This window comes from Streptomyces venezuelae, from assembly GCF_008642315.1.
GTDB lineage: Bacteria > Actinomycetota > Actinomycetes > Streptomycetales > Streptomycetaceae > Streptomyces > Streptomyces venezuelae_D.
The window spans coordinates 7,365,032-7,376,726 of sequence record NZ_CP029192.1; the positions used below are offsets into that span (position 1 = coordinate 7,365,032).

At 71.0% G+C, this 11,695-nt stretch carries 11 protein-coding genes; 9 read left to right on the plus strand and 2 right to left on the minus strand.

The window, feature by feature from the left end:
• Positions 1-30: 30 nt before the first annotated feature.
• Both DEJ48_RS32580 and DEJ48_RS32585 read right to left on the minus strand, forming a co-directional pair.
• A complete protein-coding gene (locus DEJ48_RS32580; protein ID WP_150219738.1) occupies positions 31-1,698 on the minus strand; it encodes a hypothetical protein in 1,668 nt (555 codons plus the stop codon).
• A gap of 179 nt (positions 1,699-1,877) precedes the next feature.
• The gene (locus DEJ48_RS32585) at positions 1,878-4,085 is read right to left on the minus strand and encodes an elongation factor G-like protein EF-G2 (RefSeq protein WP_150219739.1); all 2,208 of its coding nucleotides are present in this window, start codon (positions 4,083-4,085) and stop codon (positions 1,878-1,880) included.
• A 258-nt stretch (positions 4,086-4,343) separates the two neighbouring features.
• Between DEJ48_RS32585 and pgsA the strand changes: the two genes are divergently transcribed.
• From pgsA to ruvA, 9 genes are all read left to right on the plus strand, one after another.
• Positions 4,344-5,015, plus strand: a complete 672-nt coding sequence (pgsA, locus tag DEJ48_RS32590) for a phosphatidylinositol phosphate synthase (RefSeq protein WP_150219740.1) — start codon at positions 4,344-4,346, stop codon at positions 5,013-5,015.
• Positions 5,012-5,932: a phosphatidylinositol mannoside acyltransferase gene (locus tag DEJ48_RS32595; RefSeq protein ID WP_150219741.1), complete on the plus strand. Its 921-nt coding sequence runs from the start codon at positions 5,012-5,014 to the stop codon at positions 5,930-5,932. The genes pgsA and DEJ48_RS32595 overlap by 4 nt, the downstream gene beginning before the upstream one ends.
• On the plus strand, positions 5,929-7,092 hold the full coding sequence (locus DEJ48_RS32600) for a glycosyltransferase family 4 protein (RefSeq protein ID WP_150219742.1): 1,164 nt from the start codon (positions 5,929-5,931) through the stop codon (positions 7,090-7,092). Before DEJ48_RS32595 ends, DEJ48_RS32600 begins: the two co-directional genes overlap by 4 nt.
• A 202-nt stretch (positions 7,093-7,294) precedes the next feature.
• Positions 7,295-7,840, plus strand: coding sequence for a hypothetical protein (locus DEJ48_RS32605; RefSeq protein WP_150219743.1), 546 nt, complete (start codon positions 7,295-7,297; stop codon positions 7,838-7,840).
• Positions 7,841-7,986: 146 nt separating this feature from the next.
• Positions 7,987-8,901, plus strand: coding sequence for a pyridoxal 5'-phosphate synthase lyase subunit PdxS (pdxS, locus tag DEJ48_RS32610; RefSeq protein ID WP_150219744.1), 915 nt, complete (start codon positions 7,987-7,989; stop codon positions 8,899-8,901).
• Complete coding sequence (pdxT, locus tag DEJ48_RS32615) at positions 8,901-9,533, plus strand: pyridoxal 5'-phosphate synthase glutaminase subunit PdxT (RefSeq protein ID WP_150219745.1); 633 nt, start codon at positions 8,901-8,903, stop codon at positions 9,531-9,533. The genes pdxS and pdxT overlap by 1 nt, the downstream gene beginning before the upstream one ends.
• A gap of 83 nt (positions 9,534-9,616) precedes the next feature.
• The gene (locus DEJ48_RS32620) at positions 9,617-10,369 is read left to right on the plus strand and encodes a YebC/PmpR family DNA-binding transcriptional regulator (RefSeq protein WP_098241313.1); all 753 of its coding nucleotides are present in this window, start codon (positions 9,617-9,619) and stop codon (positions 10,367-10,369) included.
• Positions 10,370-10,473: 104 nt separating this feature from the next.
• The gene (ruvC, locus tag DEJ48_RS32625) at positions 10,474-11,058 is read left to right on the plus strand and encodes a crossover junction endodeoxyribonuclease RuvC (RefSeq protein ID WP_150219746.1); all 585 of its coding nucleotides are present in this window, start codon (positions 10,474-10,476) and stop codon (positions 11,056-11,058) included.
• A complete protein-coding gene (ruvA, locus tag DEJ48_RS32630) occupies positions 11,055-11,666 on the plus strand; it encodes a Holliday junction branch migration protein RuvA (RefSeq protein ID WP_150219747.1) in 612 nt (203 codons plus the stop codon). The genes ruvC and ruvA overlap by 4 nt, the downstream gene beginning before the upstream one ends.
• Positions 11,667-11,695: the final 29 nt, after the last annotated feature.

An 11,695-nucleotide genomic window follows, 5' to 3' on the forward strand; every position in this document is an offset into this window, starting at 1 on the left:
GCGGGCCGTCACGACCGACGGCCCGCCGCCTCACGCGTCGTAGACGTCCGCCTTCCTCGGCATCGGGTCCTGGATGGCCCCGCTGAGGAAGCCGGACCGCGCGCCGAACTTCTCCGTGTTCACGCCGTTCTCGTCGAGGACCTTGATCGCGGCGGAGTGCACCACGCGCAGCACCGGCGTGGCGGCGCGCAGCGCGTCGTCCGCCATGAACCGGTGCCGCCACGGCTTGTCGGCCCAGGCGTGCCGCAGGCCGAACGGCTCGGGCAGGACCAGCTTGCCGCCGAGGTGGTCCAGGATCGGCGGGTACCAGGTGAAGGGGGCGCGGACCGCGAGGCGCACGACCTCGTCCGCGTCGATCAGCGGCAGGTTGCGGGTCGTGGTCTCCCAGAACCTGATGGGCTTCGCGACCGTCTTCGTCTTCGGCGAGGGCTTCGTCGTGAACAGGGGGTGCACGGGCCCCAGGGCGTGGCCGGTGACCTCGATGCGCAGCGTCTCGTGCAGCACCGTCACCGTGATCAGCATCGTGATGACCAGCTGCCCGTCCCAGAGCGTGAACTGCACGCCCAGGTAGTGTCGGTTGCCGCTGCCGAACTGCTGCTCGTTGCAGATCCGCTGTATCTCGTGGCCGCGGATCTGGAAGGCCTCGACGTCCGTGCCGGTGGGGCGGGACACCGCCTTCGCGTTCTCCCCGATGGGGGAGACGATCCAGTGGTTTATGTCGGGCGTGGGGAAGCCCCCGGTGTGCAGCGGGCCGCGCTCCAGCATGCGCAGCTGGTCGTGCACCGCCTTTATGACGTCCCAGCTGCGGAAGGGGTGGATCTCCTTGCTCGCGTCCGCGGGCACCAGCTCCTCCGCCAGCTGCCAGCTGCCCCACCGCGTGCCCATGCCCAATATGCCCTTGGGTCCCGCGTAGAACACGGAGTTGCTCTGCTGCTCCGCGGAGAGCCTGGCCAGGCCCTGCCGGAGGCGTTCGGCCGCCGTCTCGCCCGGGCTGCCGGGCACCGCCTCCGGGATCTTGGCGCCGATCCCGCCGCCCGCGAGCAGGCTCGACCAGCGCTCGCGCAGGTCCCTCGCGGTGCGCTCGGCGATCTGCTTCGCCCAGAACCAGCCCACCACGGGCAGCACGATCGCCGCCCGCAGATACCAGGCCCAGAAACCCCCGAACGGCAGCTTGAGCAGGGCGACCGCGGCCAGCACGCCCACGGCGACCAGCACGGCCGTCGCGAGCGCGCCCGCGCGCTTGTCCTCGCTCTTGGCGACCTGCCGCCGGATGGTGAAGACGAGGAGCCAGAAGATGAAACCCGGCAGGAAGAGCACGCCGCACAGCACCGTCACCGCCGTCAGCCAGCTGTCGCGCTCCTTGCGGATGCGGTTCGCCGCCAGGCAGTGCTCGACGACCGCCTGCGGCTCGGTCCCGAAGGACTGGATGAGCGGACTGCGGCCGCCGCCCAGCATCCGCACCTGGACGGTCCGTGCGAACGCCTCGCCCAGGTTCGGCTTGCACAGCGACCAAATGCCTGGCTTCACCTCGGACTTGTGCCATTCGTTGTTCGCCGCGAGGATGCCGTCCACATCGCCGTCGCGGTACGCGGCCGAGGCCAGGGCGTGGGTCGCCGCCGTCTGTCCCGCGGCGCCCGAGAGCGGAACCTGGGCCCCGGGCCTGAAGTCGAATACATCGTCCGCCACTGCCGCCCCCATCGCCGCGGTGCCTTCGCTGCTGCGGCTCTTCCCGACTTCCCAGCCCGGCACACCTGTTGCCGCCCGGCGCGTCTGTTGATCAGGTCATCAGCGTATCCGGGCGCACCGACATCCGTCAGGGGGCAGCCGCATGCGTCCGCCCCGGGGGAGGGGCGGACGCATGCGCGTGCGCTCTTCAACTACGTGGCGTTGTGCGCCCGTTCGCGGATCTTCTCGGAGAGCTGCGGAGGCATCGGCTCGTGGCGTGCGTACGTACGGTTGAAGCGCGCGGTGCCCTGCGAGAGGGACCGCAGATCCACCGCGTACCTGCCGATCTCGATCTCGGGCACCTCGGCCCGCACCAGGGTGCGCCCGCCGGCCGCCTGCTCGGTGCCGACCACCCGGCCGCGCCGCCCCGACAGATCGCTCATCACCGCCCCGACATAGTCGTCGCCGACCAGTACCCGCACCTCGGCGACCGGTTCGAGGAGATGGATCTTCGCGCCGGACGCGGCCTCCCGCAGCGCCAGCGCGCCCGCCGTCTGGAACGCGGCGTCGGAGGAGTCCACCGAGTGCGCCTTGCCGTCGAGGAGCGTGATGCGCACGTCGATGAGCGCGTACCCGGCGGCGACGCCCTTCGCGGCCTGCGCGCGCACGCCCTTCTCGACGGACGGGATGAACTGCCGCGGGACCGCCCCGCCCACGACCTTGTCGACGAACTCGATGCCGCTGCCGCCCGGCAGCGGTTCGACCTCGATCTCACAGATCGCGTACTGCCCGTGCCCGCCGGACTGCTTCACATGGCGGCCACGGCCACCGGACTTGCCCGCGAACGTCTCCCGGAGGGAGACCTTGTACGGCACCACGTCGACCTGCACGCCGTACCGGCTGCGCAGTCGCTCCAGAGCCACGTCCGCGTGCGCCTCGCCCAGACACCACAGGACCACCTGGTGGGTGTCCTGGTTCTGTTCGAGCCGCATCGTGGGGTCCTCGGCGACCAGCCGCGACAGGCCCTGCGACAACTTGTCCTCGTCGGCCTTGCTGTGCGCCTGGATCGCGAGCGGCAACAGCGGGTCCGGCATGTCCCAGGGCTCCATCAGGAGCGGGTCGTCCTTGGCCGAGAGCGTGTCGCCGGTCTCCGCGCGGTTCAGCTTGGCCACGCACGCCAGATCGCCCGCGACACACCGGGTGAGGGTGCGCTGCTGCTTGCCGAAGGGGGAGGAGAGGGCGCCGACGCGCTCGTCGACGTCGTGGTCCTCGTGACCGCGGTCGGCGAGTCCGTGCCCGGAGACGTGCACCGTCTCGTCGGGGCGCAGGGTGCCGGAGAAGACACGGACGAGGGAGACCCGGCCCACGTACGGGTCGGAGGCCGTCTTCACGACCTCGGCGACCAGCGGGCCCTCGGGGTCGCAGGTCAGCGGCGGGCGCGCCGTGCCACCGGGAGTGGTGACGGCCGGCGCCGGGTGTTCGAGAGGGGTGGGGAAGCCGCCGGTGATGAGCTCCAGGAGCTCGACCGTGCCGATGCCCTGGCGGGCGCCCTCGGCAGCCGGCGCGGCGGCGAGCACCGGATGGAAGATGCCGCGCGCGACCGCACGCTCCAGGTCGTCCACCAACGTCTTGAAGTCGATGTCCTCGCCGCCGAGGTAACGGTCCATGAGGGACTCGTCCTCGCTCTCGGCGATGATCCCCTCGATGAGCGTGTTGCGCGCCCTCTCGATGAGCGGGAGCTGGTCGGAGCCCGGCTCGGACTCCTTGCGCTCCCCGGAGGCGTAGTCGAATATCCGCTGCGACAGGAGCCCGATCAGGCCGGTCACCGGGGCGTGGCCGTCCGGTCCCTGCTCGCCGTGGAGCGGCAGGTACAGCGGCACCACGGCGTCGGGGTCGTCGCCGCCGAACGCCTGCGCGCAGGTGCGGGTCATCGCGGCGAAGTCCGCGCGGGCCGACTCCAGGTGCGTGATCACGATGGCCCGCGGCATGCCGACCGCCGCGCACTCCTCCCACACCATGCGGGTCGCGCCCGTGATGCCCTCGACGCCCTCGGCCGCCGAGACGACGAAAAGGGCCGCGTCCGCGGCGCGCAGACCGGCCCTCAGCTCCCCGACGAAATCGGCGTAACCCGGGGTGTCCAACAGATTGATCTTTATCCCGTCCCATTCGACGGGAACCAGTGACAGCTGCACCGAACGCTGCTGCCGATGCTCCATCTCGTCGTAGTCGGAGACGGTGCCGCCGTCCTCCACGCGACCCGCCCGGTTCACCGCCCCCGCCGTCAGCGCGAGGGCCTCCACCAGAGTCGTCTTGCCGGATCCGCTGTGGCCGACCAGCACCACATTCCGTACGGACGCGGGGTGGTCGGCCGACGCTGCCCTGCCGGCGGCTCCGGGGTGTGCGTTCGCCTTGTCGCCCATGCCTTGGCCTCCCGGTTACGTGCACGGTGAGGAGGCTCAGCCCCCTCGGGGATGCTGGCTGCTCGCGGACGCGCGGGGCCGAGTGCGGGGCGGCACCGGCGGCGCCCGTCATGCTTTCGAGCTTTCCACTCGGGTCACTGTGCGTCCATACGTCGTACGCGATCGTGAGGGGGCGAGCCGGTCCGTCAACAGCGTGACTACGATGGGCCAGCCGGTGGCCAACGGGGCCGCGCGGCGCACCGAACCCTCGGGAAGGCCATGCTGAACAAGTACGCGCGTGCATTCTTCACGCGTGTCCTCACGCCGTTCGCCGCGTTTCTCATCCGCCGCGGGGTCAGCCCCGACGCGGTCACCTTCATCGGCACGGCCGGTGTGGTGGCGGGGGCGCTGGTCTTCTTCCCCCGGGGTGAGCTCTTCTGGGGCGTGATCGTGATCACGTCGTTCGTCTTCTCCGACCTCGTCGACGGCAACATGGCCCGCCAGCTCGGCCGCTCAAGCCGCTGGGGCGCGTTCCTGGACTCGACGCTCGACCGGGTGGCCGACAGCGCGATCTTCGGCGGCCTCGCCCTCTGGTACGCCGGATCCGGCGACGACAACATCCTCTGCGCCGTCTCCATCTTCTGTCTGGCCAGCGGCCAGGTGGTCTCGTACACGAAGGCGCGTGGCGAGGCCATCGGCCTGCCCGTCGCCGTCAACGGCCTGGTGGAACGCGCCGAGCGCCTGGTGATCACGCTGGTCGCCGCGGGCCTCGCGGGCCTGCACAAGTTCGGCGTTCCCGGCATCCAGATCCTGCTGCCCATCGCCCTGTGGGCCGTCGCGGCCGGCAGCATGGTCACCCTCGTCCAGCGTGTCGTGACCGTGCGCCGGGAGTCCGCCGAAGCGGACGCCGCCACGGCGTCCGGGCCCCAGGAGAGTGAGGCCGCGCAGTGAAGGACCGACTCACCGACGGGCTGTACGGGCTCGGCTGGAGCACTGTCAAGAAGCTCCCCGAACCCGTCGCCGCGCGGCTCGGCAGGACCATCGCCGACACGGTCTGGAAGCGCCGCGGCAAGGGCGTGCTCCGGCTGGAGTCCAACCTCGCGCGCGTGGTGCCCGACGCGAGCCCGCAGCGGCTCGGCGAGCTCTCCAAGGCGGGCATGCGCTCCTACCTGCGGTACTGGATGGAGTCGTTCCGGCTCCCGTCCTGGAGCAGGGAGCGCATCGCGAGCGGCTTCGACGTCAAGGACGTCCACCACCTCACCGACGGACTCGCCGCGGGCAAGGGCGTCATCCTCGCCCTGCCGCACCTGGGCAACTGGGACCTCGCGGGCGCCTGGGTAACCACCAAGCTGGAGACCCCCTTCACGACGGTCGCCGAGCGCCTCAAGCCCGAGACGCTGTACGACCGCTTCGTCGCCTACCGCGAGAGCCTCGGCATGGAGGTCCTGCCGCACACCGGAGGCTCCGCCTTCGGGACCCTGGCGCGCCGCCTGCGCGCGGGCGGCCTCGTCTGTCTCGTCGCCGACCGCGACCTGTCCGCCTCCGGCGTCGAAGTGAAGTTCTTCGGAGACACCGCCCGGATGCCCGCGGGCCCCGCGATGCTCGCCCAGCAGACCGGAGCCCTGTTGCTGCCCGTCACCCTCTGGTATGACGATTCGCCCGTCATGAAGGGCCGCGTCCACCCGCCCGTCGACGTCCCCGAGACAGGTACGCGGGCCGAGAAGACGTCCTCCATGACACAGGCGCTGGCCGACGCCTTCGCCACCGGTATCGCCGACCACCCGGAGGACTGGCACATGCTGCAGCGTCTGTGGCTCGCCGACCTGGAACCCCGCGCCGATGCCGCTCCCGAGGGGGAGGCGTCGTGAAGATCGGCATCGTCTGCCCCTACTCGTGGGACGTGCCGGGCGGCGTCCAGTTCCACATCCGCGATCTGGCGGAGCACCTCATCCGCCTCGGGCACGAGGTCTCCGTCCTCGCCCCGGCCGACGACGAGACCCCGCTCCCGTCGTACGTCGTGTCGGCGGGACGCGCCGTTCCGGTGCCGTACAACGGCTCGGTGGCCCGCCTCAACTTCGGCTTCCTGTCGGCCGCGCGGGTGCGCCGCTGGCTGCACGAGGGCACGTTCGACGTCATCCACATCCACGAGCCGGCGTCGCCCTCCCTGGGCCTGCTCACCTGCTGGGCGGCGCAGGGCCCGATCGTGGCCACCTTCCACACCTCCAACCCGCGCTCGCGGGCGATGATCGCCGCGTACCCGATCCTCCAGCCGGCGCTCGAGAAGATCAGCGCACGCATCGCGGTGAGCGAGTACGCGCGGCGCACCCTCGTCGAACACCTCGGCGGCGACGCGGTCGTCATCCCGAACGGCGTCGACGTCGACTTCTTCGCCGACGCCGAGCCCAGACCCGAGTGGCAGGGCGAGACGATCGGCTTCATCGGCCGCATCGACGAGCCCCGCAAGGGCCTGCCGGTCCTCATGCGGGCCCTCCCGCAGATCTTCGCCGAACGCCCGAACGCCCGCCTGCTGGTCGCGGGCCGCGGCGACGAGGAGGAGGCGGTCGCGTCCCTGCCCGCCGAACTCCGCTCCCGGGTGGAGTTCCTCGGCATGGTCAGCGACGAGGACAAGGCGAGACTGCTGCGCAGCGTCGACCTCTACATCGCGCCCAACACCGGCGGCGAGAGCTTCGGCATCATCCTGGTCGAGGCGATGTCCGCGGGCGCACCCGTGCTCGCCAGCGACCTGGACGCGTTCGCGCAGGTCCTCGACCAGGGCGCGGCGGGCGACCTCTTCACCAACGAGGACGCGGAGTCCCTCGCGAAGTCCGCGGTACGCCTGCTCGCCGACCCCGAACGCCGCGAGGGCCTGCGCGAACGCGGCAGCGCCCACGTCCGCCGCTTCGACTGGTCGACGGTCGGCTCCGACATCCTCGCGGTCTACGAAACGGTGACGGACGGCGCGACATCGGTCGCCGAGGACGAACGCTCGGGGCTGCGGGCGCGGTTCGGGTTGGCGTCGAAGGGGTGAGGACGGGCGGGTCAGCGCGCGCTGGGGGGAACGCGACTGGTGCCGGGCGCCGGATTCAGCCCGTCCGGCGCCGGACGCTGGATTTCAGCCCGTCCGGCGTTTGAGGACCGGGGGCCCGGGGGCGGAGCCCCGAAGACGGCACGTGGGCGCCGGGCGCCGCTACACGGTCAAAGGCGCCCACGCCCGAAGGTAGCCTCGGCCTGTGACCTCCACCTTGATCTGGATCGCGGCAGCCCTCTTCGCGATCGGCCTGTACCTGAGCTGGACCGCCGGCCGACTCGACCGACTGCACGCGCGGATCGACGCCGCACGCGCCGCCCTGGACGCCCAACTGCTGCGCCGCGCCTCGGTCGCCCAGGAACTGGCCACCTCCGGAGTGCTCGATCCGGCCGCGTCGATCGTGCTCTACGAAGCGGCACACGCCGCCCGCCAGGCGGAGGAGGAACACAGAGAGGTCGCCGAGAGCGAGCTCAGCCAGGCGCTGCGCGCCATCTTCGGAGAGGTCCAACAGGTCGAGGCCGTACGGGAGGCCCCCGGCGGCGACGAGGCGGCCACGGAGCTGGCCGCGGCCGTACGCCGCGTCCCGATGGCCCGTCGCTTCCACAACGACGCCGTACGCGCCGCCCGCGCCCTGCGCCGCCACCGCAAGGTCCGCTGGTTCCGGCTCGCGGGCCACGCGCCCTTCCCGATGGCGTTCGAGATGGACGACGAACCGCCGGTGGCGCTGGCCGACCGAGCCACCGCCTAGCGCGGCCCTGACCACAGCAAACATCGCTGACCAGGCACATCACGAAAAAACGAGCCACCGCTCACCCATTGGCCCTTGCTGTGGCCTGGTCGCCGGGAGTTTCCTCGGAGCTGCAGAAATCCTCTTCAGCGAGTGAGGTCAACTCCGTGTCCAGCACCCCCTCCAGCAACAACACGTCCCCCGAGACCGGCACCGCCCGCGTCAAGCGCGGCATGGCCGAGCAGCTCAAGGGCGGCGTGATCATGGACGTCGTCAACGCCGAGCAGGCGAAGATAGCCGAGGACGCCGGCGCGGTCGCCGTCATGGCGCTGGAGCGCGTGCCCGCCGACATCCGCAAGGACGGCGGCGTGGCCCGGATGTCCGACCCGAACATGATCGAAGAGATCATCGAGGCCGTCTCGATCCCGGTCATGGCCAAGTCCCGCATCGGCCACTTCGTGGAGGCCCAGGTCCTGCAGTCCCTGGGCGTCGACTACATCGACGAGTCCGAGGTCCTCACCCCGGCCGACGAGGTCAACCACAGCGACAAGTTCGCCTTCACGACCCCGTTCGTGTGTGGCGCCACCAACCTGGGCGAGGCCCTGCGCCGCATCGCCGAGGGCGCCGCGATGATCCGCTCCAAGGGCGAGGCCGGCACCGGCAACGTCGTCGAGGCCGTCCGCCACCTGCGCCAGATCAAGAACGAGATCGCCAAGCTGCGCGGCTTCGACAACAACGAGCTGTACGCCGCCGCCAAGGACCTCCGTGCTCCGTACGAGCTGGTCAAGGAGACCGCCGAGCTCGGCAAGCTCCCGGTGGTCCTGTTCTCCGCCGGTGGCGTCGCCACCCCCGCCGACGCCGCCCTGATGCGCCAGCTCGGTGCCGAGGGCGTCTTCGTCGGCTCCGGCATCTTCAAGTCCGGCGACCCGGCCCGCCGCGCCGCCGCCATCGTGAAGGCCACGACGTTCTTCGACGACCCGAAGATCATCGCCGACGCCTCCCGCAACCTCGGCGAGGCCATGGTCGGCATCAACTGCGACACCCTGCCGGAGACCGAGCGCTACGCGAACCGGGGCTGGTGATGACCACTCCCGTAGGTGACACCTCCAGGGCGGACACCCCTGTGGTGGGCGTCCTCGCCCTCCAGGGGGACGTACGGGAGCACCTGATCGCCCTGGCCTCGGCGGACGCCGTGGCCAGGCCGGTCCGGCGTCCCGAGGAGCTCGCCGAGGTCGACGGCCTGGTCATCCCCGGCGGCGAGTCCACCACCATCTCCAAGCTGGCCACTCTTTTCGGCCTGATGGAGCCCCTACGCGCGCGCGTGCGGGAAGGCATGCCGGTCTACGGCAGCTGCGCCGGCATGATCATGCTCGCCGACAAGATCCTCGACCCGCGCTCGGGCCAGGAGACGGTGGGCGGCATCGACATGATCGTGCGGCGCAACGCCTTCGGGCGGCAGAACGAGTCGTTCGAGGCGGCCGTCGACGTCCGGGGCGTCGAAGGGGCCCCCGTGGAGGGCGTCTTCATCCGTGCGCCCTGGGTGGAGTCCGTCGGCGCCGAGGTCGAGGTGCTCGCCGAACACGAGGGTCACATCGTCGCCGTACGCCAGGGCAACGCCCTCGCGACGTCGTTCCACCCCGAGCTGACGGGCGACCACCGGATCCACGCGCTGTTCGTGGAGATGGCGCGGGGCAACCCGCGGGCGGGATCCTAGTAGGATCTCCGGGGATCCTTCCCGGGGCTTAAGGTCGGGGAGAGTTCTTACTGGTTGTTGGGTAACGCGAAGGAGACAGGCAGATGTCCGGCCACTCTAAATGGGCTACGACGAAGCACAAGAAGGCCGTGATCGACGCCAAGCGCGGCAAGCTCTTCGCGAAGATGATCAAGAACATCGAGGTCGCGGCCCGCACGGGCGGCGCCGACGTGTCCGGTAACCCGACCCTCTTCGACGCCATCCAGAAGGCCAAGAAGAGCTCGGTCCCGAACAAGAACATCGACTCCGCGGTCAAGCGCGGTGCCGGTCTCGAAGCCGGTGGCGCCGACTACGAGACGATCATGTACGAGGGCTACGGCCCGAACGGCGTCGCGGTGCTCATCGAGTGCCTCACCGACAACCGCAACCGCGCCGCCTCCGACGTGCGGGTCGCCATGACGCGCAACGGCGGCTCGATGGCCGACCCGGGCTCCGTCTCGTACCTCTTCAACCGCAAGGGCGTCGTCATCGTCCCCAAGGGCGAACTGAGCGAGGACGACGTGCTCGGTGCCGTCCTCGACGCGGGCGCCGAAGAGGTCAACGACCTCGGCGAGTCCTTCGAGGTCCTCTCCGAGGCCACCGACATGGTCGCGGTCCGCACCGCGCTCCAGGACGCCGGCATCGAGTACGACTCGGCCGACGCCAACTTCGTCCCGACCATGCAGGTCGAACTGGACGAGGAAGGCGCGCGGAAGATCTTCAAGCTGATCGACGCCCTGGAGGACAGCGACGACGTGCAGAACGTCTTCGCCAACTTCGACGTCTCCGACGAGGTCATGGCGAAGGTCGACGCGTAGGCGCTCCGCAGCGTGAACGGGCCGACGGGACACACCCCCGTCGGCCCGTCGCGTTGTCAGAGGGACCCGATAGCCTGCACAGACAGGCGATGGGAGGGGCTTGCGTGCGCGTGCTGGGAGTTGATCCGGGGCTGACCCGGTGCGGTGTCGGCGTCGTCGAAGGAGTGGCCGGACGGCCGCTGTCCATGCGTGGCGTCGGGGTCGTCCGCACCCCGCCCGACGCCGAGTTGGGGCACCGACTCGTCGCCATCGAGCAGGGCATCGAGCAGTGGCTCGACGAGCACAGCCCCGAAGTCCTCGCCGTGGAGCGCGTCTTCAGCCAGCACAACGTCCGCACGGTCATGGGCACCGCCCAGGCCAGCGCCGTCGCCATGCTCTGCGCGTCCCGCCGCGGCATCCCCGTCGCCCTGCACACCCCCAGCGAGGTCAAGGCCGCCGTCACCGGCAGCGGTCGCGCCGACAAGGCGCAGGTCGGCGCGATGGTCACCCGCCTCCTCAGGCTCGACGCACCGCCCAAGCCCGCGGACGCCGCCGACGCCCTCGCCCTGGCCATCTGCCACATCTGGCGCGCGCCCGCGCAGAACCGCCTTCAGCAGGCCGTCGCCCAGAACCGGCTCCAGCAGGCCGTGGCCGCACACGCGGCCAAGACCGCAACGGCACAGACAGCACAGAAAGGCCGTACCGCATGATCGCCTTCGTCAGCGGCCCCGTAGCCGCCCTCGCCCCCGATACCGCGGTGGTCGAGGTGGGCGGCATCGGCATGGCCGTCCAGTGCACGCCGAACACGCTCTCCACCCTCCGCGTCGGCCAGCCGGCCAAGCTCGCCACCTCGCTGGTCGTGCGCGAGGACTCCCTCACCCTGTACGGCTTCGCGGACGACGACGAGCGCCAGACCTTCGAGCTGCTGCAGACCGCCAGCGGCGTCGGCCCGCGCCTCGCCCAGGCCATGCTCGCCGTGCACAGCCCTGACGCCCTGCGCCGCGCGGTCTCCACCGGCGACGAGAAGGCGCTCACGGCCGTCCCCGGCATCGGCAAGAAGGGCGCACAGAAGCTCCTCCTGGAGTACAAGGACCGCCTTGGCGAGCCCCTCGGCACCGGCGGCCCCGCGATCGGCAAGGCCGTCACCGCAGGCTGGCGCGACCAGCTGCACGCGGCGCTGATCGGTCTCGGGTACGCGACGCGCGAGGCGGACGAGGCCGTCGTCGCGGTCACCCCCCAGGCCGAGGCCACGGAGGGCACCCCGCAGGTCGGCCAGCTCCTGAAGGCCGCACTCCAGACCCTCAACCGCACCCGCTGACCCTTTGTCGTACGCATCTGCCGACCACC

What these genes read in the sequence shown, in the direction of transcription:
- pdxT (WP_150219745.1), top strand. Translation starts at nt 8,901, where the DNA reads ATGACCACTCCCGTAGGTGACACCTCCAGGGCGGACACCCCTGTGGTG.
- ruvA (WP_150219747.1), top strand. Translation starts at nt 11,055, where the DNA reads ATGATCGCCTTCGTCAGCGGCCCCGTAGCCGCCCTCGCCCCCGATACC.
- DEJ48_RS32620 (WP_098241313.1), top strand. Translation starts at nt 9,617, where the DNA reads ATGTCCGGCCACTCTAAATGGGCTACGACGAAGCACAAGAAGGCCGTG.
- DEJ48_RS32585 (WP_150219739.1), bottom strand. Translation starts at nt 4,085, where the DNA reads ATGGGCGACAAGGCGAACGCACACCCCGGAGCCGCCGGCAGGGCAGCG.
- DEJ48_RS32580 (WP_150219738.1), bottom strand. Translation starts at nt 1,698, where the DNA reads ATGGGGGCGGCAGTGGCGGACGATGTATTCGACTTCAGGCCCGGGGCC.
- pgsA (WP_150219740.1), top strand. Translation starts at nt 4,344, where the DNA reads ATGCTGAACAAGTACGCGCGTGCATTCTTCACGCGTGTCCTCACGCCG.